At 67.8% G+C, this 22,764-nt stretch carries 21 protein-coding genes; 12 read left to right on the top strand and 9 right to left on the bottom strand.

The annotated features are described in order from the left end of the window. Positions 1-20 precede the first annotated feature (20 nt). The 3 genes from WC815_06965 (at position 21) to WC815_06955 (ending at position 1,615) form a co-directional block, all read left to right on the top strand. Positions 21-257, top strand: coding sequence for a hypothetical protein (locus tag WC815_06965; GenBank protein ID MFA5908498.1), 237 nt, complete (start codon positions 21-23; stop codon positions 255-257). A 122-nt stretch (positions 258-379) separates the two neighbouring features. Further along, positions 380-1,045, top strand: coding sequence for a hypothetical protein (locus WC815_06960; protein MFA5908497.1), 666 nt, complete (start codon positions 380-382; stop codon positions 1,043-1,045). 6 nt (positions 1,046-1,051) lie between these two features. Beyond that, complete coding sequence (locus tag WC815_06955) at positions 1,052-1,615, top strand: hypothetical protein (protein MFA5908496.1); 564 nt, start codon at positions 1,052-1,054, stop codon at positions 1,613-1,615. Between the two features lie 64 nt (positions 1,616-1,679). On the opposite strand, the gene WC815_06950 is transcribed toward WC815_06955, so the two are convergent. Beyond that, positions 1,680-4,601: a TonB-dependent receptor gene (locus tag WC815_06950; protein ID MFA5908495.1), complete on the bottom strand. Its 2,922-nt coding sequence runs from the start codon at positions 4,599-4,601 to the stop codon at positions 1,680-1,682. Between the two features lie 221 nt (positions 4,602-4,822). Between WC815_06950 and WC815_06945 the strand changes: the two genes are divergently transcribed. The 6 genes from WC815_06945 to WC815_06920 all read left to right on the top strand — a co-directional run bounded on the left by WC815_06945 (position 4,823) and on the right by WC815_06920 (position 10,014). Continuing rightward, positions 4,823-5,365: a DUF1572 family protein gene (locus WC815_06945; GenBank protein ID MFA5908494.1), complete on the top strand. Its 543-nt coding sequence runs from the start codon at positions 4,823-4,825 to the stop codon at positions 5,363-5,365. A 64-nt stretch (positions 5,366-5,429) separates the two neighbouring features. After that, on the top strand, positions 5,430-6,413 hold the full coding sequence (locus WC815_06940) for a Gfo/Idh/MocA family oxidoreductase (GenBank protein ID MFA5908493.1): 984 nt from the start codon (positions 5,430-5,432) through the stop codon (positions 6,411-6,413). Beyond that, positions 6,414-6,680 (top strand): hypothetical protein, encoded by a 267-nt coding sequence (locus tag WC815_06935; GenBank protein ID MFA5908492.1) that lies wholly within the window; start codon positions 6,414-6,416, stop codon positions 6,678-6,680. It begins immediately after the preceding gene. Positions 6,681-6,712: 32 nt separating this feature from the next. Next, positions 6,713-7,960 (top strand): flavodoxin-dependent (E)-4-hydroxy-3-methylbut-2-enyl-diphosphate synthase, encoded by a 1,248-nt coding sequence (ispG, locus tag WC815_06930; protein ID MFA5908491.1) that lies wholly within the window; start codon positions 6,713-6,715, stop codon positions 7,958-7,960. Continuing rightward, a complete protein-coding gene (locus tag WC815_06925; protein ID MFA5908490.1) occupies positions 7,957-8,418 on the top strand; it encodes a GNAT family N-acetyltransferase in 462 nt (153 codons plus the stop codon). Before ispG ends, WC815_06925 begins: the two co-directional genes overlap by 4 nt. Positions 8,419-8,442: 24 nt before the next feature. Further along, positions 8,443-10,014, top strand: coding sequence for an amidohydrolase family protein (locus WC815_06920; protein ID MFA5908489.1), 1,572 nt, complete (start codon positions 8,443-8,445; stop codon positions 10,012-10,014). Between the two features lie 2 nt (positions 10,015-10,016). On the opposite strand, the gene WC815_06915 is transcribed toward WC815_06920, so the two are convergent. The 5 genes from WC815_06915 to WC815_06895 all read right to left on the bottom strand — a co-directional run bounded on the left by WC815_06915 (position 10,017) and on the right by WC815_06895 (position 17,502). Next, positions 10,017-10,523 carry a hypothetical protein gene (locus WC815_06915; GenBank protein ID MFA5908488.1) on the bottom strand — a complete coding sequence of 169 codons (507 nt, stop codon included), beginning with the start codon at positions 10,521-10,523 and terminating at the stop codon, positions 10,017-10,019. 14 nt (positions 10,524-10,537) lie between these two features. Further along, positions 10,538-13,087, bottom strand: a complete 2,550-nt coding sequence (locus WC815_06910; GenBank protein MFA5908487.1) for a tetratricopeptide repeat protein — start codon at positions 13,085-13,087, stop codon at positions 10,538-10,540. A gap of 113 nt (positions 13,088-13,200) precedes the next feature. After that, positions 13,201-13,644, bottom strand: coding sequence for a hypothetical protein (locus tag WC815_06905; GenBank protein MFA5908486.1), 444 nt, complete (start codon positions 13,642-13,644; stop codon positions 13,201-13,203). Then, positions 13,641-16,262: a protein kinase gene (locus WC815_06900; GenBank protein ID MFA5908485.1), complete on the bottom strand. Its 2,622-nt coding sequence runs from the start codon at positions 16,260-16,262 to the stop codon at positions 13,641-13,643. The genes WC815_06905 and WC815_06900 overlap by 4 nt, the downstream gene beginning before the upstream one ends. After that, the gene (locus WC815_06895) at positions 16,249-17,502 is read right to left on the bottom strand and encodes an NAD(P)/FAD-dependent oxidoreductase (protein ID MFA5908484.1); all 1,254 of its coding nucleotides are present in this window, start codon (positions 17,500-17,502) and stop codon (positions 16,249-16,251) included. The genes WC815_06900 and WC815_06895 overlap by 14 nt, the downstream gene beginning before the upstream one ends. 19 nt (positions 17,503-17,521) lie before the next feature. Here WC815_06895 and WC815_06890 point away from each other — a divergent pair, with 19 nt between their 5' ends. Beyond that, positions 17,522-19,567: a molybdopterin-dependent oxidoreductase gene (locus WC815_06890; GenBank protein ID MFA5908483.1), complete on the top strand. Its 2,046-nt coding sequence runs from the start codon at positions 17,522-17,524 to the stop codon at positions 19,565-19,567. Positions 19,568-19,643: 76 nt separating this feature from the next. On the opposite strand, the gene WC815_06885 is transcribed toward WC815_06890, so the two are convergent. Next, positions 19,644-19,844, bottom strand: a complete 201-nt coding sequence (locus WC815_06885) for a KGG domain-containing protein (GenBank protein ID MFA5908482.1) — start codon at positions 19,842-19,844, stop codon at positions 19,644-19,646. A gap of 205 nt (positions 19,845-20,049) precedes the next feature. On the opposite strand from WC815_06885, the gene WC815_06880 reads away from it, so the two are divergent. Next, positions 20,050-20,826 (top strand): FkbM family methyltransferase, encoded by a 777-nt coding sequence (locus tag WC815_06880; GenBank protein ID MFA5908481.1) that lies wholly within the window; start codon positions 20,050-20,052, stop codon positions 20,824-20,826. Here WC815_06880 and WC815_06875 read toward each other — a convergent pair. Next, complete coding sequence (locus tag WC815_06875; GenBank protein ID MFA5908480.1) at positions 20,823-21,044, bottom strand: hypothetical protein; 222 nt, start codon at positions 21,042-21,044, stop codon at positions 20,823-20,825. The two genes, WC815_06880 and WC815_06875, sit on opposite strands and share 4 nt — an antisense overlap. A gap of 58 nt (positions 21,045-21,102) precedes the next feature. On the opposite strand from WC815_06875, the gene WC815_06870 reads away from it, so the two are divergent. Further along, entirely contained in the window at positions 21,103-21,432 is a 330-nt protein-coding gene (locus WC815_06870; protein MFA5908479.1) for an oxidative damage protection protein, read from the top strand. A gap of 15 nt (positions 21,433-21,447) precedes the next feature. On the opposite strand, the gene WC815_06865 is transcribed toward WC815_06870, so the two are convergent. After that, positions 21,448-22,701 carry an ATP-grasp domain-containing protein gene (locus WC815_06865; GenBank protein MFA5908478.1) on the bottom strand — a complete coding sequence of 418 codons (1,254 nt, stop codon included), beginning with the start codon at positions 22,699-22,701 and terminating at the stop codon, positions 21,448-21,450. Between the last annotated feature and the right edge of the window lie 63 nt (positions 22,702-22,764).

Below are 22,764 nucleotides of genomic sequence, written 5' to 3'. Positions count from 1 at the left end.
GGAACTGTTATGCTCCGGGGATGGCGCGCGGGTGGGAGAGCAAGGCGATTGAATCACAGCAGGACGAGGCGGACCGCAAGCCCCCGGCCAAACCGGAGCTGACGCCAGAGCAGGCGGCAGCCAATCAGCACCGGACCGGGCTGGAACTGGCCCTGGCCCAGACCCAGGCCGAACTGGGCGCGGCCTGCCGGCCGGCGCACCGGGAAATGCTGAAGTTACGGCTCGAAGCCATCAAGGCCCAGCTGAAGGGCTTGTGACCCCGGGACATATTTGCTAAGCTACCCCCCCAAGCAAAGGCCCACCAAACCATTCCACATCCACGTTGGATTTGAACACGAACACCCAATTGCCTTCAGCCGTCACCCGTTAGAGTTCACCCGTGCCACCAGTCCGATTGTTCGTGGGCAATTTGCCCTATCAGGCGACCGAAGACGATCTGCGTACTCACTTTGCGCAGGTTGGCCTACCGACACAAATTGTCCGCCCGCTCGACCGTGAAACCGGTCGCGCCCGGGGGTTTGCGTTCGTGGAGTACGCGGAGCGAGCCCCCGCCGAAGAAGCCATCAAGAAGTTCGACGGCCAGTTGTTCATGGGCCGTCCGTTGGCCGTCAGCGAGGCCCGCGCCCGTGAAGCCGGAGGTCCGCCCCGACCGAGCGGCGGCTTCGGAGGTCCCCCACGGCCGGGTGGCTTCAGCGGCGGTGGCGGCTTCAGCGGCCCACGGCCCGGCGGCGGGTTTGGCGGCCCACCCCGTCCCGGCGGCTACGGCGGCGGCGACGCCACCGGCGGCGCCAAGAACTTCGGTCCTCCGGCCCCGCCGAAGGACAAGAAGAAGCCCTTCACCAAGAAGGAAGACAAGCCGCGCGGCCCGATCCCGACCAAGTTCACGGGCCGCATGTACGACCTGGACGACTCGGAGGAAGACGCCGTCGACGTCACCCCGGACTTCATGAAGCACGAGGAGCCAGATCCGGACGCTCCCGACACGGCGGTCGAAGCCACCCCGGACCCGGGCGGCGAACCCGACGCCGGCGACGACAAGGAGTAGCGAGTCATGCCGAACCGCGAGGACGTCATCCTCTTCAGCGGCGGCGCCCCCGGCGCCGAAGCGGAGTTCGGTGCGTGCGCGGAGCGCTTCGGGATCGAGGAGGTCAACTTCTCGTTCGACGGCCACAAGCCGGTCCGCACCCGCGGCCTGCGCGTGCTCAACCACGAAGAGCTTCACGCCGGCGAGGTCAGCCTCGCCTACGTGTCGCGGCTGATGAATCGCCGCTACCCTGACACGCCGACCTTCCGCAAGATCCTCCAGAGCATCTGGTATCAGGTCAATCACGGCCAGGAAATCTACGTGATTGGCAGCATCCAGCCGGACCAGACCGTCCGCGGCGGGACCGGCTGGGGCGCGGAATTCGCGAAGCTGTGCGCCAAGCCGCTGTTCGTGTTCGACCAGGATCGCGGGGGATGGTTCGAGTGGGACGGCGAGGCCTCGAAGTGGACCGAACGCGCCGGCGGCAACGAGCCGGTGATTACGCACGTCCACTTCACCGGCACCGGCACCCGCGAGCTGGGCGCCACCGCGCGGACCGCCATCGAAGGGTTGTTCGCCCGTTCGTTCTAGCTGATCACATCGCAAACCACGAAGGGCTCGGAGACATGTCTTCGGGCCCTTCGTGTTTTGCGGTCTAGAAGCGCAAGCCGAATGCGCCGAGGATCGTGCGGCCGCCGGTCATGCCGGGGCGGGGCCGCGGGTAGTGCGCGGTGGACGTGCCCTGGCCGAAGCGGACGCCGCGCACATAGCCGGTCGGCAGGCCGTTGGCGTCGAGCGCGCTCGCGGCATCAGCGGTCACGGTGGTGTCCCATCCGATCAGCTTGTCGTTGTTGAGGGCGTTGAGCACCTCGATCTTCACCCAGGGCCGCAGCGACTTCACGACCGGCACCTGGTAGGTCACACCCAGGTCGACGAGGCCGTAGCCGGCGAACTCCTCACTGCCCCGCTCGCCGAAGAACAGCGTTTGCGAGCCGTTGGCCCCGGAACCCGGCAGCCGCGCATAGCCGGGATTGCGCGCGCGCTGCACCGCGGTGAGCGGCACGCTGTTGGCGACCAGGCTGTAGGTGGTCGCCGAGTTGTAGCGCCACATCGGTGTCACGGCCACGCTGCCGAAGCGGCCCATGTCGAGCTGATAGTTCGACCATACCCGCACCTTGTGCTGCTGGTAGTCGTCCAGCCGGCCCATCGGGTAGTTGCGGGCTTCGGTCAGCAGTTCGGGATAGTCGCCCAGCACCGAACCGATGCCCGGCTGGTTGGCGGCCTCACCCTCGTAGTTGCCGTCGTTCTTCAACTGCACCGTCCACTGACCGACCACCGACCAGTTCGACCGCAGGCGGTAGTTGCCCTGCAGCTCCACGGCCTGGTAGTCACGCACCGCCGCGTCCGAATTGCGGTAGTAGACGTTGTCGAACGTGCCGAACGTCACGCCATTCAGCGCCACCGCGGTCTTGCCGGCGGCCGACGGGTCGTCGATGAACGACTCGACCAGGCCGGTCGCGCGGCGCCACACGTACATCGCGCGCACCGCGCCGCGGGCGCCCACTTGCTGGGCGGCCGACAGCGTGACCTCGCGCGTCAGCGGCGAGTGGAGGTCGCCGGCCAGGAAGATGTTGGCCGTCGGGAACGAGCCCGACACCACCGAGTAGTTGGCCAGGTCGGAGGCCGGGGCAAAGTCGTAGCCCTGTCCGGCGGGGCCGTTGTAGACGCTGGTGACGCGTCCCGCGTTGGCGACCGGCGTGTTGCGGCCGAAGATACTCGAGGTGTAGCGCCCGGAGTAATGCGCGTAGGAGGCGCCGACCACCGTGCGCCCGCCGTCACGCAACTCGTAGTTCGCGCTCAGGCGCGGCATGAACGACTGGGCGCCAATGCTTGGCGCGTCGCCAGTGGCCGCGCTCGATGCGTGCTCGTAGCGCAGGCCGAGGTCCAGCGCCAGGCGCGCGGTGGGCGTCCACCGATCCTGCACGTAGAACGACGTGGTCGTGATGTCGAGCTCGGCGCCGCGCGTCGGCAGCGTGTTGCCGACCGACGAGGCGCCGGGAATCCACACCGGCACCACGCGCCCGCTGGCATCGGTGAGCGGGCGGCCGCCGGCGGTGGCGTAGTCGGTGTTGAACAGGTAGCCGGTGGACGACTGCGAGTTGCCGCCGCGCAGCTGGAGCGAGAACATCTCGACGCCCGCCTTCACGTCATGCGTGCCCCAACCGGGACGCGAGCCGAAGTACGACACGCTGCCGGTGATCTGGTCGTTGTCGCGATCTTCGGGATCGGTGCGATCGAAGTAGGGCGCGCCGAAATGGAGCCCGCCCGGCGACACGCGCCCGATGGTCAGGAATGGCGAGTCGGCGAGGCGCGTGCTGGTGTTGCCGAACCGCGGGTGATTGGCCTTCTGCGAATACTGCGCGGTCGCGAAGAACCGTCCCGACAAAACGCCGTTCCAGTTCGCCACGAAGAGATGACCCGGCGTGTCTTGCGTATCGCTCGCCGTCGCATCGATCGTGATGGGCAACGACGGCCGCAGGCTGGTCTGCCGCCGGTCGAGGTACTGCACCTGCACCGTCTGGTTGGCCAGGGGCGTGGCGGTGACCTTCAGCTCCCAGCGGCGCTGGTCGTCGGCCTGCTGGAACGCCGCGGCGGTCTGCGGCAGCGTCAGGCTGGTCTCGCTCGACTGCGTGCGCCCGGCGAAGAAGAACCACACGCGGTCGCGGCGGAGCGGGCCGCCGAACGTGCCTTCGTAGTAGCGGTCCATCTTGCTCTGCCGCTTCTGCCGATTGGTCACCTCGAAGGGCGTCTCGTCGGTCCACGCCGCGTTCGACAGGTTGCTGCGGATGCTGCCCGAGAACAGGTTGCCGCCCCGCTTGGTCACGGCGTTCACGACGCCGCCCGAGAAGCGGCCGTACTCGGCGGAAATCCCCGCTGTCTGCACCTGGGTCTCGTCCACCGCCTCTTCGATGTAGAGGTCGTCCGGACGCGCGAGCAGGTTGTCGCCAATGTCGACGCCGTCCACCAGGAACACGTTGTCGTAGGCCACCGCGCCCGAAATCGTCACCTGGTTCACGTTCGGCGTGTTGTTGGTGAGACCCGGCGCCAGTTCAGCCACGAGCGACGGCGTGCGGCCGGTCGGCAGCGCGTCGAGGTCCGCGGCGCGGAAGCTCGCGCCGCCAAGGGTCGTTGATAGCAACGACGGCGTGGCCGCGCTGACGGTCACGGCTTCCGTGACACCCGCCGCCTGCAGCGAGGCATCCAGTTGCTCGATGGCCCCCACGCCGACGCGCAGGTGCTGGGCCACGGGCTGGAAACCCGCGAACTCGAAAGTGATCGTGTAGTCGCCGGGCGCGAGCCCGGTCAGCCGATAGGCGCCGGCCTGGTCGGTGTCCGTGACCCGCCCGCCCTGCTGTGCCGGAGACTCGGCCCGGACGGTGGCTTGAGGAAGGACGAGGCCGGTCGCATCGCGAACAACACCTCTGACCGAACCGGTCTGGACACCTTGCGCCGACGACGAATCAATACAGGCGAACACGAGCAGCGCAACCATCGCGCCCGATACAATGCGAGACATTACAAACTCCTGACCCAGGTGTTTCAAAACTCAAACGTGCAGATCCCACGCTAGCTCACCTGATACGACAAGAGCGACACGAAGTTAGCGAACAGGTATTTTCGTGGGTCAAACTGGCGTTTTTTAGGGGTGAACGGTACAGCCGAGCCCATGTATGATTTCGGCGAGAATGGCGCGAGATCACGCAAGGTATCCTGTGGGGGCGCTCCTGGTCATCGAACATGTCCACTGACTCGCCCATCCTCACCGACGCCATCGACGAGTTCCAGAAGATCAGGAGGCTCGCGGACAAGGCGATCGAACAGCTCTCCGGCGAACAGCTGCAGGCGAAGATCGATCCCGAGGCGAACAGCGTCGCGGTGATCATGCGGCACATGGCGGGCAACATGCGGTCGCGCTGGGTGGACTTCCTGGCCAGCGACGGCGAGAAGCCGGACCGCATGCGCGACCGGGAATTCGAGGACGTGCCGCAAACGCGCGCGGAGCTGCTGGCCGAATGGGATCGCGGGTGGCAATGCGTGTTCGAGGCGCTCACGCCACTGACCGACGCCGACCTGCAGCGCGCGGTGGTCATCCGCGGCGAGCCGCACACGGTCCACAAGGCGATAATGCGGCAGGTGTCGCACTACGCGGGCCATGCCTACCAGATCCTGTTCCTGGCGAAGCACCTGCTCGGCGCGAACTGGAAGACGCTGTCGATTCCCCGCGGCCAGTCCGAGGAATTCAATCGACGCATGCTGGCCAGGCTGAAGTCGGAACACTGATGACGCGGAATTCACCAGGGCCGCAGATGACGCCGATTACACAGACCGGACTCGTCCTCTAGCGATGTCGTCACTGCGCTGGGGCATTCTCGGTACCGCCCGCATCAACCGGCGGCTCATCCCGGCCATGCGGTTGGCGCGGCGTAGCGAGCTGGTCGCGGTGGCCAGCCGCACCCGCGCGCGGGCCACGGCGTACGCGCAAGGCTGGGAGATTCCGCGCGCCATCGAAGGCTACCAGGCGCTGCTGGACGACCCGGCGATCGACGCCGTCTACATTCCCCTGCCCAACAGCGAACACGTGCCGTGGACGCTCGCCGCCATCAGGTCCGGCAAGCACGTGCTGTGCGAGAAGCCCATGGCGCTCGCTCCCGCCGACATCGATCGCATTGCCGCGGCCGCGGCGGCGGCGAAGGTGGTCGTCGAGGAAGGCTTCATGTACCGGCACGAACCGCTCACGGCCAAGGTGCTCGAACTGGTCCATGGCGGCGCCCTCGGCACCGTTCGCGCCATCGTCTCCGGTTTCACCTTCGCCCTGGACCACGACGCCGATCCGCGGCTCGCCCCTGCGCTCGGCGGCGGCTCCTTGTGGGATGTCGGCTGCTACCCCGTCACCTACGCGCGGCTGCTGGCCGGACGAGATCCCAAGATGGTGTTTGGCTCGGCTCAGTGGCACGCCAACGGCGTGGACGAAGAGTTCATGGGCATGCTGCGCTTCCCGGGCGGCCTGACCGCCAACATCTACTCCGGGTTCCGGGCGGCGTTGCGGACGTGGCTCGAGGTGCTGGGAAGCGAAGGTGCGCTGACGGTGCCGAACCCGTTCAAGCCCTCCGCGCGCGAAGCACTGGAGCTCGAACGCGGCGGCCGGGTCGAACTGATCGAGGTCGCCGGCTCACCGGAACTGTTCGTGCGTGAAATCGAGGACTTCGAGGCCGCGGTCCTGGACGGCGCCCCTTCGGTCGTGACCCTTGCCGACAGCCGATACGCCGCCGCCACGCTGTCGGCCCTCCTCGAATCGGCACGCGACTCGGCGGCGTTGTATCCTCAATAGATGGCGTCGGCGGCTCCGACCGTCTTGTGGCGGCTGTGCAAGCCACCTGGGAACAGTCGCCCGAGCGAAGGCGGCGGCCAGGCTCACGCCCGGGCGGTGATCCTGCCGGGCGGCCCGCCCTACACGCTGGCATTTTTCGCAAACGCCGCCATGGATCGGGCCGAGAACTACGACACCATGGACCTCGCGCTGTTCCGCGCGGATGAGATCAAACGGTCGTTGGCTGACGACGGCTGGGTCGAGGAATCGGATCTCGTGATTTGGTGATTTGGTGATTTGGTGATTTGGTGATTTTGCGCATGCTAACGATTGGTAAGCGGCATCGGACGACCGGCGTCAAGGTGGGCAACGTCATGGTGGGCGGTGGGGCTCCGGTCGTCGTGCAGTCCATGACCATGACCGACACGGCCGATGCCAAGGGCACGGCGCAGCAGTGCATTGAGCTCTGGCAGGCAGGCTCGGAGATGGTGCGAGTCACGGTGAACGTGCCGGAGGCGGCCGCGGCGGTTCCGGAGGTCAAGCAGCGGATGCTCGACGCCGGCTGCACGGCTCCGCTGATCGGCGACTTCCACTACAACGGCCACCTGCTGCTGACGCGCCACCCGGATTGCGCGCGGGCGCTCGACAAGTACCGGATCAATCCCGGCAACGTCGGCACCGGCAAGCGGCGGGACGAACAGTTCGCCACGATCTGCCAGGTCGCCATCGACCACGGCAAGCCCGTCCGCATCGGCGTCAACGGCGGCTCCCTCAACCAGGAGCTGGTGATGGCGAAGATGCAGGAGAACACCGACCGCAACCTCGGCAAGGAATCGGATGACATCATCAGCGAGTGCATGGTGCTGTCGGCCGTGCAGTCCACCGAGCTGGCGATCGAGACGGGCCTGCGCCCGGACCAGATCATCGTCTCGTGCAAGCTGTCGCGGCCGCGCCACTTGATCGACGTCTACCGCGCGCTCGCGCGCCAGACCACGCAGCCGCTTCACCTCGGGCTCACCGAAGCCGGCATGGGGACCAAGGGACTGGTGTGGTCCGCCGCCGCGATGGGCGTGCTGCTGGCCGAGGGCATTGGCGACACGATCCGGGTGTCGCTGACCCCGAAGCCCGGCGGCGATCGGCGCGAGGAAGTGTATGCGGCCTGCGAACTGCTGCAGTCGCTCGGTCTGCGGACCTTTGCGCCGAGCGTGACCGCGTGCCCCGGCTGCGGCCGGACCACGAGCTCGACGTTCCAGGAACTCGCGGAGGCCGTGCAGGGCTACATCCGTGAGCAGATGCCGTCGTGGAAGAAGAACTACGAGGGCGTGGAAACCCTGACGCTCGCCGTGATGGGGTGCGTCGTCAACGGCCCGGGCGAATCCAAGGCCGCCAACATCGGCATCTCGCTGCCCGGCACGGGCGAGGCGCCCAACTGCCCGGTGTTCATCGACGGCGTGCACGCCACCACGCTCAAGGGCACCTACGACGAGCTGGCCCTCGCCTTCCAGCAACTGCTCGACGACTACGTCGAGCGGAAGTACCCGAAGAAGGGCGTGCCGGTCGCCGGATGACCATTCGCCCCGCGCAACCGGCGGACCGCGAGTTCGTGCTCGCCATGGCCGACCGGCTGGTGTCGTTCGAGGTGCCGGCGTTTCGATCGAAAGCCGAGTTTGCCGCAGGTGACCGCCGCGCGCTCGCGGAGTGGTTCCGCGAACCCAAGCCGGGCGAGGCCCTGTTCATCGCCGAGCATGACGGCCGGCCCGCCGGCTGCGTCTACCTGGTGACCCTGGTCGATTATTTCAACGAGCGCCCGCACGCGCACCTCTCAGTGCTGGCGGTGACGTCGGAGGCCGAGGGCAAGGGGGTGGGCTCGGCCCTGCTCGACCACTCCGAAGCCTGGGCGCGCGAGCGCGGATCCGATCGCCTGACGCTGAGCGCGCTGGTCACCAACGCCCGCGCCCGCGCGCTCTACGAACGCCGCGGCTTCGCCGGCGAATACATTCGCTACGTCAAGCTCCTGCAGCCTTAGGCTGTCAGCCGCTAGAATGACGGCATGTTGATTCGCCTTGCCGTCGCGACGCTGTTCTTCCTGGTGCCGGTCGCGGCCCAGGTCCCCCAACAGTTCGACGTCCTGATTCGTAATGGCCGCGTCCTCGACGGCACCGGCAATCCCTGGTACCGCGCCGACATCGGGATCACCGGCGACCGCATCCGGGCCATGGGCCAGCTAACCGGCGCCACCGCCAGGACCGTGGTCGACGCCGCCGATCGCCTGGTCACGCCGGGGTTCATCGACGTCCATTCGCACGCGGGCGAAGGCCTGGCCACCGAGGGCCTGAAGCACGGGCAGCCGCTGCTCGCTCAGGGCCTCACCACCGTGTTCGTCAATCCCGACGGCGGCGGACCGGTGGACCTGGTCGCCCAGCGCGCCGGCTACGAGAAACAACGCATCGGCACCAACGTCGGGTTGTTTGTTCCACACGGCTCCATCCGCCGCGCGGTGATGAACATGTCGGATCGCGATCCGAATGCCGGCGAGCTGGCGCGGATGGTCGAGCTCACGCGCCAGGGCATGCTGGCCGGCGCCGTCGGCCTGTCGAGCGGCCTCTACTACGCCCCCGGCAGCTACTCGAAGACCGCCGAGGTGATCGCGATGGCCAGGGCCACCGCGCCGTTCGGCGGCGTCTACTCGAGCCACATCCGCGACGAAGCCGACTACAGCATCGGCGTGGTCGCGGCGGTGCAGGAAGTGATCGACATCGCCGAGCAGGGCGGCGTGACCGGCGTGGTCTCGCACATGAAGGCGCTGGGCCCGGCCAGCTGGGGCCTGTCGAAGACGCTGATCGAGCGGATTGAAGCGGCGCGGACCCGCGGCGTGCAGGTGTTCGCCGATCAGTATCCCTATGAAGCCAGCGGCACCGGGATTGTCGGCGCGCTGATGCCGCGGTCGGCGCAGGTCGGCGGGCGCGACGCGATGATGAAGCGGATCCTCGGCGAGCTGCGGGAAGAGATCCGCGCCGAGGTCAAGACCAACATCGCCCGTCGCGGCGGCGCCGACACCCTGATGATCAGCCGCTACGCCGCCGACCCGTCGTTCGAGGGCCAGCGTCTCTCGGACCTGGCGGCCAAGGCGGGCATGGCGCCGGAAGAGTTCGCGCTCAAGATGCTCGAGAAGGGCGACGCCAGCCTGGTGTCGTTCAACATGTCCGAGAACGACATCGAGGGCATCATGCGGCAGCCGTGGACCATGACCTGCACCGACGGCGACCTGGTGCCGATGGGCGTGGGCAAGCCGCACCCGCGCGCCTACGGCGCGTTCGCGCGCAAGCTCAAGCGCTACGTCCGCGAGCGGAACACCGTGGACATCGCCACGGCGATTCGCTCAATGACGTCACTGCCGGCCACGGTGTTTGGATTGAAGGACCGCGGCCAGCTGCGCCCCGGCGCGTTTGCCGATGTGCTGATCTTCGACCTGGCGAAAGTGAACGACGCGGCGACCTATCAGGATCCGCACCAGATCGCCGAAGGGATCAACGACATCCTCGTCAACGGCGAGCTGGTGCGGCGTGAGGGGAAGTTCACGACCGCGCTGGCAGGCCGCGTGCTGCGGCCCGAGCGGCGCTAGGCTCACATCACGATCTCGAGTTCCGGGTCTTCCAACAGCTGCTCCTGCTTCTGAGTTCCGACCGTCCGCGTGCGCCACACCTTGTACTTGGCCCTTCCGGCTTTCAGCGCCTTCGCGGAAATTACGACGGTCCAACCGGTCGCTGGCGCTGCACCAGTCGGCAGCGGAGGATCCACGTAAGTGGGATCGTCAAACCGATACTCCAGCACCCAACCGCCCTTAAGGCAGTTGCTGAAATCGCCCACCGTCCACTCGACCGTATCGCCGACGGCGAGGCGGATCGTTCCAGTCGTGATGCTCTTGCACCTGCCTTGCTCGAAGACGTGGCTCGAGCCCGGGACTGTCTTCGGCGCCAGCCTTTTGGCGACCTGCGAGATCTGCTGATCCGTGCGGACCTGGCCGGCAGCCATTTCCTGCCTGAGGCGCTGGACACTCGCGTCCATCAGCCAATAGCCCAGGCCCAGTGACACCAATACCGACACGACGACGGCCGTAATTATCTGCTTCATTCACGGGCTCCTCATCAATCAAGCTTCATGAGTTTCACGAACGCCGGCGACGACTTGATCTTGCCGAATTCATCGGTATCGAGGATTGACGCGCGACTGTATCCTCGTCGCACGGCCTCCGCGAGATACGCGAGGGCGTCCTGCGACCGGTCCCTCAACGCGGCAACGACCGCTGCCCTGAAGATCACCTCCACGTCCTCGGCGGCGGCGCGCAGCGCCTGGTCGATCCGCTGCCGCGCGCGGTCCGGCTGCCCGGCCTTGGCGAGATAGACCGCAAGCGACGCCGTGGTCCTCGCGTCGTTCGGGTCGACTTTGAGCTCCGCCTCCGCCAGGCGCACAGCCTCCAAGTACGCGGCGCGAGCATCGGCGGCGCGGCCGAGCCTGGCCAGTGCATCGCCGAGGTTACGCCGGGTGGCAGACGCGTTCGGGCGAAGAGCAATCGCCTGACGATAGGCTTCGACGGCCCGCGTGAAATCGCCGCGGCCATGGTGCAACGCCCCGATGTTCGAGAAGGCCTGCGCTGAGGGGCGGATGGCAATGGCCTGTTCGTAGTTCTCGAGCGCCAGGTCCACCTTCCCCACTGTCTGGTAGGCCGTGCCCAGTCGTTGGAAGCCGATGTAGTTATCGGGCTGCAGCTCGGTCGCCTTCTGAAAGGCGGCAATCGCGTCGTCGTAGCGTGCCGCCCCAAGAAGCATGAGGCCCATGGAACCATAAGTGCTCGAGGAGTTCGGCGTCAGCGCGAGCGCCTTCCGGTACTCCGCCACGGCCTCGTCGACCCGCCCCTGGCGTCCCAACACCTGCCCAAGTTGGCGGCGGGCGTCATCGTAATTGGGCTGCATCGCCAGCGCCCGGTGCAATTCCTCGATCGCTTCGTCTGGCCGGCCGCTCCCAGCGAGCGTGACGGCCAGCGTGTAACGGACCTCCGCACGATTCGGGTCGAGGCGCAGCGCCGTGAGTCCCGCCTCGGTGGCCTTCTGCGCCCACGACGGCTCGCGCGTGTCCACATACTGCGTCCAGAAGGCTTCGCCGAGGGCGGCTTGCGCGACGGCAAAGCGCGCGTCCAGCGCCAGCGCGCGGTTGAACGCGGTGACGGCGGCATCCAGGTTGCCCTTCACATCCCGGCGGTCGAGCAGGGCCCGCCCCTGCCAATAGGCATTGAGCGCCTCCGGACTGGTGGTGACCTGCGAATTCATGCGCCGACGCTCGGCCGCGGACACGCGCACGTCGAGCGCGGCCGTGAGCATCACCGCCAGGCGCGACTGCAGGTCAAAGATCTGATCGATGACGCCTTCGACGTTGTCGGCCCATGCCACCGAGCGGTCGGGCCTGACCAGGTTCAGCGAAACGCGCAGCCGCCCGCCCGACTCCTGCACGCTGCCCTCGACGAGGTAGGTCGCGCCCAGGTCACGCGCGAGCGCCGATGATTCCGGGGTGCGGCTGCGCGCCTGGGTCACCGAGGCCCGTGACAGCACGGTCACGGTCGGCAACGCCGCCAGGCTCGAGATCAGGCTTTCGGCGATGCCCGCCGCCAGGAAGTCTTTCGACCCGTCGCCGCTGATGTTCGCGAGCGGCAGCACCGCCACGACCGGCGGCGAGTCGGGCCGCTCGCTGCTCCGCCGCAGCGGGCCCCACACGCCGAGTGACACGAGCGCGGCGAGCACCAGGGCGGTCGCCAGCACGGGCACCACCACCCGGCGCTTCGACGCCGGCGCCGGCGCGGTTGTGCCCGGCGAGCCATCGATCGCCCTCAGCCGCGCCAGCACGTCGGCGGCCGAGGCCGGCCGCTCATCGCGCTCGCGCGACAGCAGCGAGGCCACGAGCCGCTGGAGTTCGCGCGGGACCAGGGCGCCGGTGGCCGACAGCGGCGGCGCGTCCTTGCCGAGTTTCGACGACGCCAGGGCGATCGGGTCGCTGCCCGTGAAGGGACGACGGCCGCTGATCATCTCGAACAACATGACGCCGAGCGCGTAAAGATCCGCGCGCTCGTCAACCGCGCCCGACACCATCTGCTCCGGCGCCGCGTACGCCGGCGTCCCGATCAAGCCGATGCCGGTGGCGGTGTGGCCGTCGCCGGTCTTCGTGGTGCCAATTGACAGGATGCGCGCGATGCCAAAATCGAGGACTTTGACCTGCCCGCCGGCGCCGGTGATGACGTTGGCGGGCTTGAGGTCCCGATGCACGACGCCGTGCGCGTGCGCCGCCACGAGCGCGCCGGCGATCTGGCAGGCGATGTCGATGGCGGCAGGCACCGGCAGCACGTCACGCGCGAGCCGCGCGGCCAGCGTTTCGCCCTCGACGTACTCGAACACGATCACGACGTGCCCGTCGTTTTCGAGCACGTCGTAGACGGCGGCAATGTGCGGATGGTTGAGGGCGGCGGCGGCGCGCGCCTCGCGCATCAACCGCGCCCGGGCGGGCGCATCGTCGTCGTCCGCGGGCCGGAGGGTCTTGAGGGCAACCTGGCGATGCAGGCGGGTGTCTTCGGCGAGCCAGACCGATCCCATGCCCCCTGATCCGAGGTGGCGCAGGATCTGGTACGGTCCAACGGCGCTGCCAATCTGCACGGGACTACGGGGATGAAGCAGCGCGAGGATAGCACCGAAACGCCACCGCGGCAGGACCCCTCCTCGGATGCCCTGCCACGGTGTGCAATTGCGTCGTTATCGCCGGATCGACCCTAGTTCCAGGGAATTTCGATCTCCGGATCTTCGGTGTAGCCGTTGGCGGTCACGTTGTACTTGTAGCGCCCGTCTTTCGCGCCCACGCAACTGACACGCGCGTTGCCGTTCTTGATCGGAATCGGGTGGCTGCCCCACGGTCCCCCGTTCGGCCACGAGATCTCCACGTCAACCGGATCATCCGACGCCAGATTCACCACTGTCCATTCAATGAAGCCAGGGCCCGCCGGCAACAACTGCGGCGAGGTCCGCACGCGCGGGCCGGCCGGCGTGTTGTAGAGGAAGATGGTGGCCGCCGCGGTGCGGTTGGACGCGGGGGCGGCCGCTCGGGCCGCGGTCGTCCTGGCCGCCGCCTTGCGGGCAGGAGCCTTCTTGCGCGCGGGCGCCTTCTTCTTCACGGGCGCCTTCCTGGCGCTCTTCTTCGCGGGCTTCTTCTTACTCATCGTTTCACCTCAGTTGGGGTTGAGACCATGGCCGCAAAACGCGGCATGGTTCGGAGCCTGGCAAAGTCTTCTTCATCGGCCACCGACCGTGGCGTCGCGCCCGCGGCGATGGCTTGCCCGATCGCGTCCAGTGCGTCACTGACGCGGCCGGCAAGGGCGTGGACGACACCGGCACGCTGGAACACCTGTTCGTCCTTCGGCGCCAGTTCCTGCGCCCGTCGCAGGCTCCGCATGGCCGCCGTATCATCGCCGGCCTTAGCTTGATAGACGGCCAGACGGGCGATTGCTCTCGCGTCGGCGGGACTGACCGACACCTCCGCCTCGGCGCGCGCGACCGCCTGCTGGTACGCGCGTTGCGCGTCCTCGCGGCGCCCCAGGTGCAAGTAGGCGTCACCGAGGTTGCGGTGGGTAATCGCACTCAAGGGGCGAATCAGGAGCGCGCCTTCGTAGGCGCTGGCGGCCTTCGCGTAATCGCCCAGGCCGTAATAGATCGTGCCCATGTTGGAAAACGTCTCGGCCCGCGGCTGGATGGCATTGGCCCGTTCGTAGAACTCGAGGGCGCGCTTCTGGTCGCCCATCTGCTGAGCGGTGCTGCCGGCGCGGGTCAGGTTGATCGACGAGCTCGGCGAGAGGGCGATGGCCTTCTCGAACGCCTCGAGCGCCTCGGGAAAGCGGGACGCGGTGTAGAGGGCCAGTCCCAGGTCGCTGAAGAGCGAGACGGAGCTGGGCCGAATGGCCATCAACTTCTTGAACTCGTCGAGGCCGCGTTCCACCTCGCCGCGCCGCACCGACACGGTGCCGTGCAGGCGGATGGCGTCCTCGTAGGTCGGCTGCAGTTGGAGGGCGCGCTCGAGTTCCGTGTTCGCCTCCTCGAACCGTCCGCCGCGGAACAGGGTCAGGGCCGCGATGTATCGCACGCTGGGACGGTCGGGCTCCAGCTGAATCGCGGTCCTGGTTGAGGCGATCGCCTTCTCCGCCCATGGCCTGTCGTTGGTCTGCGCGTACATCGCCCATTGGGCCTCGCCGAGGCCGGCATGGGCGAGGGCGAACTTCGGGTCGGCGGCCACCGCATCGCTCAGTTCCTTGATCGCCGCCTGGGTGCTGCCGGTCAGGTCTCGCCGGTCGAGGTGCGCCCTGCCCTTCCAGTAGGCGATCTGCGCCGGCTCGCTGGCGGTCGCCAGCGCCGCCGGCGCGGTGCGCGGTGCCGAGGGCCGCTGATCGGCAATCGCATCGCTCAACGCGGTGGCCAACTGCGACTGCAACGCAAACAGGTCGCTCATCGGGCCCTCAACGGTGTGCCCCCACGCCACCGACGCATCCGGGCGCTCGAGGTTCAGCGTCACGCGCAGGCGCTCGGCCACCGCCTGCACCGATCCGGTGACCAGGTAGCTGGCGTCGAGCGAGCGCACGAAGCTGGCGCGATCCGGATTCTGCTGACGGCTCTCCTCCACCGCCGAGCGTGAGAGCACGGTGACCTTCGGCACCGAGGCCAGGCTCGTGATCAGGCTCTCGGCCAGGCCGGCGCCCAGGTAGTCGTTGGACGCGTCGCCGCTCGAGTTGGTCAGCGGCAGCACCGCGACCACGGGCGCGTCGGGCCCGAGGGGCCGCGTGTTCCACTGCTGGCGAATCACCACCGCGGCGACCACCGCCAGCGTGAGGGCGGCCACCACCAGCGTGCTGGCCGGCACCCGCTGCCGCAGCAGCACCGTGCGCCGCGCCAGCGGCGACAGTTCCGTGTCGCGCAGCGGGCTCAACTCGACCAGCAGTTCTTCGCCATTCGCCGGGCGGCGCGCCGGCTCGCGCTCGAGCAGGCGCTGCACCAGGTCGGCGAGTTCCGGCGGCACCCACAGCCCGTTGCTGGTCGCCAGCGTCGGCGCGTCATCGCGCAGCACCGCGGTGACGAGCTGGATCGCGTCGTTGCCGGGAAACGGCCGGTGGCCGGCGATCATCTCGAACAGCATCACGCCGAGCGCGTACAGGTCGGCGCGCCCGTCCACATTGCGCGACAGGTACTGCTCGGGGGCGGCGTACCCCGGAGTGCCGACCAGACCGCCGCCGATGGTGCCCGGGACGTTTTGGGACATGTCGGCGCCGGCCGGTACCAGCCGCGCGATGCCGAAGTCCAGCACCTTGGCGCGGCCGTCGGGGCCCAGCACGACGTTCGACGGCTTCAGGTCGCGATGGATGATGCCTTGGGCATGCGCGGCCGCGAGCGCGTCGGCAAGTTGCCAGGTCACTTCAATCGCCTCGGCCACGGTCATCGGCCCGCGCTGCAGGCGGGCGGCCAGCGTATCGCCCTCGACGTACTCGAACACGACCACGACCTGGCCATCGACGTCGAGGACGTCGTGCACGGTGGCGATATGGGGATGATTGAGGGCGGCCGCGGCGCGGGCCTCGCGCATGAGGCGCTGGCGGCCTTCGGCGGTCTCCGCGTCGGCGCCCTTGACGGTCTTCAGGGCGACCTTGCGCTGCAGGCGGGTGTCTTCGGCCAGCCAGACGACACCCATGCCGCCAGCCCCTAGCTGGCGGACGATCTGGTAGGGTCCGACGGCTCGTCCGGGGTGCACGGCTCTGTTGGTCTCCGAGGGAAGGAGAATAGCACTACGAGCCGTCATTACGCGTGATCAGCCGGACGCTTCGCTGGTAGGTGAGGTAGGCCGTGGCCCACTGCAGCAGCACCGAGAGCCGGTTGCGGAAGCCAATCAGGAACATGATGTGCACGAACAGCCACATCATCCAGCCCATGAACCCGGAAGCCCGCAGGAACCCGAAGTCGGCAATCGCGTTAGCGCGGCCGATGGTGGCCATATTGCCGGGATCGAAATACCGGAACGGGCGCGTCGCTTCGCCGCGAATGAGACGGGCGATGTTGCGCGCCGCCTGCGTGCCCTGCTGCATCGCCACCTGCGCCACCCCGGGCAACGGCTTGCCCGTTTGATGAGAAAAGCTTGCGAGGTCGCCCGCCACGAACACGCCCGGGTGGCCGGGCGCCGACAGGTCCGGCTCGACGTTCACGCGTCCGGCGCGGTCGAGGGAAGGACCGAGGTCGCGGCCGATCGAGGCCGCCGCCACGCCGGCGGCCCACAGAATGGTGTGCGCGGCGATGCGCGCGCTGCCCATGGTGACGGCGCCGTCCTCCACCTGCGTCACGGCGGTGCCTTCGCGCACCTCGACGCCCAGCCGCACCAGGGCCCGCCGCGCTGACGCCCGCAGGCTCGCCGGAAACGCCGGGAGAATGGACGGACCGGCCTCAATCAGGATGATCCGGGCCGACGCCGGATCGATGGCGTGAAACTCCGATCGCAGCGCCTGCCTGGCGATTTCCGCCAGGGCGCCGGCCATCTCCACACCCGTCGGCCCTCCACCGATGATCACGAAGGTCAGCAGCAACCGCTGGCGCGCCGCGTCGTGCTCGCGCTCCGCTTCTTCGAACGCCAGCAACAGCCGCCGCCGGATCGCCAGTGCGTCATCCAGGGTCTTGAGGCCGGGCGCCGCACCGCGCCACTCGTCGTGGCCGAAGTAGGAATGGGTGGCGCCGGCGGCCACGATCAAATAGTCGTACGACACGGCGTCGCCCCCGTCCATCCAGACCTGGCGGGCGCCAGGGTCGATCCGCTCGACGGTGCCCAGCAACACGCGGAGGCGCGGCTGCGTGCGCAGGATCCAGCGGATCGGCGACGCGATATCGCCGGGCGACAGGCCGGCCGTGGCCACCTGGTACAGCAGCGGCTGGAACACATGGTGGTTGTGACGGTCGATGATCGTCACTTCGCAGTCCACCTGCTTGAGCTGCCGCGCGGCGGCGAGACCGGCAAAGCCGCCGCCGATGATCACCACTTGGGGCAAGCGAGCCATCTCACCTATTCTAAAGGGCATGGCGAAACCCGGCGCGGCTCCGACGGAATCCAACGTTCAAACCGCGTGTCCACTTGATTGTCCGGACGCCTGCACGCTTGACGTGACGCTGCGCGCCGGCCGCATCACCAAGATCGACGGCTCGAGAGACAACCACATCACCAACGGCTACATCTGCGCCAAGGTCCGGGGCTTCCACGAGCGCGTCTACGGCGACGACCGGCTGCTCTACCCCGCCGTGCGCCGCGGCGCCAAGGGCTCGGGACAGTTCAAGCGCGTGACGTGGGACGATGCCCTGGATTTGATCGCCGCGAAGGTGCGCGGCGCCCGCGAGGCCGGCGGCGCCGAGACGATCCTGCCGCTGTGCTACGGCGGCTCCAACGGCTTCCTGACGCAGGACTACGCCGACGCCATCCTGTTCCGGCGGCTCGGCACCTCGCGGCTGCTCCGCACCGTCTGCGCGGCGCCGACCGGCGCCGCCAACCTGGGCCTGTACGGCAAGATGGCGTCGGTCAGCTACGAAGACTATCCGTCAGCCAAGCTGATCATCATCTGGGGCGTGAACCCCGGCGTGTCGGGCATCCACCTGATGCCGTTCCTCAAGGACGCCCGCGACCAGGGCGCCTACGTGGTGGTGCTGGATCCGCGCGCGACCACCGTCGCGCGCCAGGCGGACCTGCACCTGGCGGTGCGGCCCGGCACGGACCTGCCCGTGGCGCTGGCCATTCACCGGTATCTCTTCGAAGAAGGCCTCGCCGACCAGGCTTTCCTCGATCAGCACACCAGCGGCGCCGCCGATCTGCGCGAGAAGGCCAGTCCCTGGACCTTCGAACGCGCGGCCGACGTGAGCGGCATCAACGCCGCGCAACTCCGCGGCCTGGCCGAGCGCTACGCGAAGACGTCCCCGGCGCTGGTCAAGTGCGGTTGGGGACTCGAACGCAACCGCAACGGCGGCAGCGCGGCCGCGGCGGTCCTGGCCCTGCCTTCGGTCGCCGGCAAGTTCGGCGTGCGCGGCGGCGGGTTTTCGATGAGCAACTCCGCCTCGTGGGACATCGACCGCACCTGGCTGGCCGACGCCGAGCCGGCCACGCGCGCGGTCAACATGAACAAGGTCGGCCGCATTCTCTCCGAACCGGAAGGCACGCCGGTCAACCTGCTGTTCGTCTATAACTGCAACCCGGTGGCGACCCTGCCCGACCAGCGGCGCGTGATCCAGGGGCTCGAGCGCGAGGATCTGTTCACCGTGGTCTTCGACCAGGTGATGACCGACACGGCGATCTACGCCGATGTCGTGCTCCCCGCCACGACCTTTCTCGAACACTACGATTTCGCGCGCGGCTATGGCCCCATCACGCTGCAGCTGGGCAAACCCGTGATCGACGCGGTCGGCGAATCGCGTCCCAACAGCGACGTGTTCCTCGATCTGTCCCGCCGGCTGGAGTTGTCGGTTGCGGGCGACCCCGACGACGATCTCGAATCGATGCTGGCGGTGCTCGGCCACCTGCCGGAGAAGGTCGGGAGCGATCTACGGGAAAACTGGACGGCCAGGCCGCCATACGACGGCCGCCCGGTCCAGTTCGTTGACGTGTTCCCGAAAACCCCGGACCGCAGGGTCGATCTCTTTCCACAAATCCTCGACCGGCAGGCCCCGATGGGTCTGTATGGCTACCAACCGGACCCCGCCACGACGGAATTCCCGCTCGCGCTGATCTCGCCTGCGAGCGAGCGCACGATCAGCTCCACGCTCGGCGAGCTGCCGCGGCCCGACGTGCGCCTCGAGATGCACCCCGACGATGCGGAGGCGCGCGGCGTGGGGGAAGGTGACACGCTCCGCGTCTGGAACGCGCTCGGTGAAGTGCGCATCAAGGCGCACCTCACGGCCCTGCTGCGGCCGGGCACCGTGGCCATGCCCAAGGGCCTGTGGCGCCGCAACACGGCGAACGGTTACACGTCGAACGCGCTGGTGCCGGATTCGCTGTCGGATTTAGGGGGCGGCGCGTGCTTCAACGACGCCCGGGTGCAGGTCGAGAAAAGCGAAACGTTGAAAGTGAAGAGCAGGAAGTGAGGAGTGCCGGCCAGGGGGTAGGTTGGCGCAGCACTGCTCTCTTCCCGGGAGTGGTTCTTACAAACGCTCCGGAGAACTACTCGACCGACGGCAACTTGCCCCGTCCACCGCGGCTGGCCTGACCGCCCTTGCGTCCAGCCCGACGCGCTTCATCGGCCGACCATTCGTGCGCCGTGCCCTTGGCGTGAGCGGCACGGCCACCCTTGCTGGCAATCTCGCGCTGCTTCTCTTGTGACATCGAGGCAAAACCCCGGCGTGCCTTTCGGATCTCAAACACTGTGACCTCCCATCGGTCGAGGACGCGTATACCTGCTTCCTTCCTAGCGAATAGCGTGCCAGCTCAACAGACTCAGAGATCGCATAAGATGTTATTTATCAGGTAGTTACATCGATACAATTAGAGACAAAATAGGGTCTAACCCATCCACGTGCATCAAATCACTACATATTGGGTAGATACTGCCGAGGATCAATACAATCCGATGATGTCCAAATCAAAGCTGGCGCTGGTGCTGGGGGTGGCTCTGCCGTTGATTGCGACCGCCGGCTTTTACAGCCCGCGGGGCCAGGCATTCACGAAGTACCTCGCCGAAAATCGGCGGTGCTGCCAGCTCCCGCTGAGCCGGGCGTTCGCGATCGCCCTTCAGGAGACGCTCGGCAACCAGCCGTACCCCTCGGAAATCGGGCAGGACAAGTGGGTGGCCGGAGCCATGTTCCCCGGCGTTGTCAACGGCGTGTTTCTCGACGTCGGGTCCGGTCACGGCCAGATCGGCTCGAACACCAGGGCGCTCGAGGATCTCGGGTGGACCGGCATTTGTGTGGATCCCTTCCCTACCGCCATGGAGGGACGCTCGTGCCAGATGTTCAAGGAAGTCGTCTCGAACGAGGCCGGCAAGACCGTGCTGTTTCATACCCATGAGGGGCTGGGCGGCATCGCCGACACGCTGGGCAAGTGGAAGGACGAGGCGGCAAAGGCCCCCACCGTGGAGATGACCACCGTGACGCTGGCCGAGGTGCTCGCGCGGGCGAAGGCTCCCGCCTTCATTCACTTCCTCAGCCTCGACATCGAAGGCGCGGAACTCGACGCGCTGCGCGGCATCCCCTTCGACCGCTACCGGTTTGGCGCGATGGCCATCGAACACAACGAAGAAGAACCGAAGCGGACCGACATCATCAGGTTCCTCGAGGCGCGGGGCTACCGGCGCGTCCACACCTACAAGCAGGATGACTTCTTCGCGCCGGTCTCGCCGAAGGGCTAAGATTCCGCGGCCGGCGGGCGCTCCATCCGGCGGGCCTTGAACACGTCGCAGTCTTCGCAGTTCCGCAGGTCGAACTCATAGCGCACGACAGGCCAATACATGGGGTGGGCGCAGTAGACGAGCTCGCCGTCAACGATGGTGTGCGAACCCAGGTCTTCGGGCAGTTCCGCGGTGCGCCGGCCGTACCAGCAACAGCGGTGACGTTCCTCGGGATCCACAGGGCCGATCATAGCCGGGAAGCAGGGCCGGAGTAAGATTGGAGCGGAGGCGCGAGCGATGAGTATGTGTGGAGGTCCGACCGGCCCGGCCAACGAGCAGGCCGGCAACAAGTCCGGCCGCATGGTCTTCTGCGTGAAGTTTCAGAAGGAACTGCCCGGCCTCGACAGGGTGCCATGGCCCGGAGAAGTCGGCCAGCGCATCTACGAGAACGTGTCGGCCCAGGCCTGGAAGCTCTGGGAGGATCGCCAGAAGATGATCCTCAACGAATACCGCCTCATGCCCTGGCAGAAAGAGGGACAGGAGCTGATCCTCAAGCACATGGAGGATTTCTTCTTCGGCGCCGGCTCGGCGCTTCCGCCCGACTTCGTGCCCCAGCAAAGCAAGTAGCCGCGCCGGGCGCGGCTAGCCCGGCAGCAGTTCGATCAACGGGTCGATCGTCACGCGCAGGCAGCCGTGCGCCGCCCGCACGGCCTGCTCCGCGGCCTGGGGCGTGGCCGCGTGGGCGAAGATGAAGCCCAGGTAGCTCGCCCCCTCCGGCAGCGCCAGCAATTGCTGGTCCGGCTTCGCCGTCACCCGCACGTCATCCACGCCGGCCACCTGCTTCGCCTCGTCCACACCGGTCACGCCGCGGAAGACACCGCTGCGCGGGATGGGGATCATCATCACCGCCGAGGCATCCGGCTCGCGGGTCCAGTCGCCGATCGGCTCGCCGATGGCGTGCCGCAGCAGCAACTGCCCGAGGCCAATCGCCGTCGCGCCGGGCCGCGTGAATCGCAGCGCCCGCGCGCAGAGGCCGCCGATCGGCCGCGCCGCCACTTCGAGCACGTAGACCCCCCGACTGTTGACCCGGCACTCGGCATGGACCGGACCGTGGTGCAAGCCGATGACCTTGGCGGCGCGCCTCACGACATCCTCGATCTGCCGCTCGATGCCGGCGCCGGCCCGCGACGGCGTGACGTAGACCGATTCCTCGAAGAACGGGCCCTCGAGGGGATCCGGCTTGTCGAAAATCGCCAGCGTATGAAAGACGCCGTGCTCCAAGATGCCCTCCAGCGCGTATTCGGCGCCAGGGATGTACGACTCGACCTGGATCACCTCGCCTTCGGGATCGCGCAGCTCGCGCACGTCGCTCGAGGCGAGCAGGCGTCGCACCCGGTCAAACGCCGTCACGAAGCTCAGCTCATCGTCGGCGCGAATCACGCCGCGGCTTCCCGATAACACCGTCGGTTTCACCACCGCGGGAAAGGTGACGCGAGACAGCACGGTCGCGGGATCCAGGCCGGACGACACCGCGAACCACTCCGGCACCGGAAAACCGCCGCTCTTGAGGCGCGCGCGCAGCAGCCGCTTGTCGCGGGCCACGCCCGCGGCGTCGGGCGGATGGCCGGGCAGTCCCAGCAGCCGCGTGAGGTAGGCCGCCAGCACGATGGGGCGGTCGCCCACCACCAGCACGCCCGACACCGGCCGCGATTCAAGGGCCTTGAGGATGGTGTCTACCGACCGCCACTCTTCGTGAAAGCGAATCGGAATGGCGCCATCGCGCCACGGGTCATCCAGTTGATCGCAGCGATCGGTGGCGTAGACGATCTCCACACCGAGCGCCGCCGCCGCGTCGCTGAACATCCGCGTCTGGTAGCCGGTGGTCGTCGCCAGCAACAGGACACGTCTGGGTTGGGAGGGAGGCCCCTCGGCGTTCATAACAGAGCCACCTGCTCTGCG

It is taken from the genome of Vicinamibacterales bacterium (assembly GCA_041659285.1).
In the GTDB taxonomy this organism is placed as follows: domain Bacteria; phylum Acidobacteriota; class Vicinamibacteria; order Vicinamibacterales; family UBA2999; genus 12-FULL-67-14b.
Note: the sequence above shows the minus strand (reverse complement) of the source record. Positions and strands in the feature narration are given on the sequence as shown.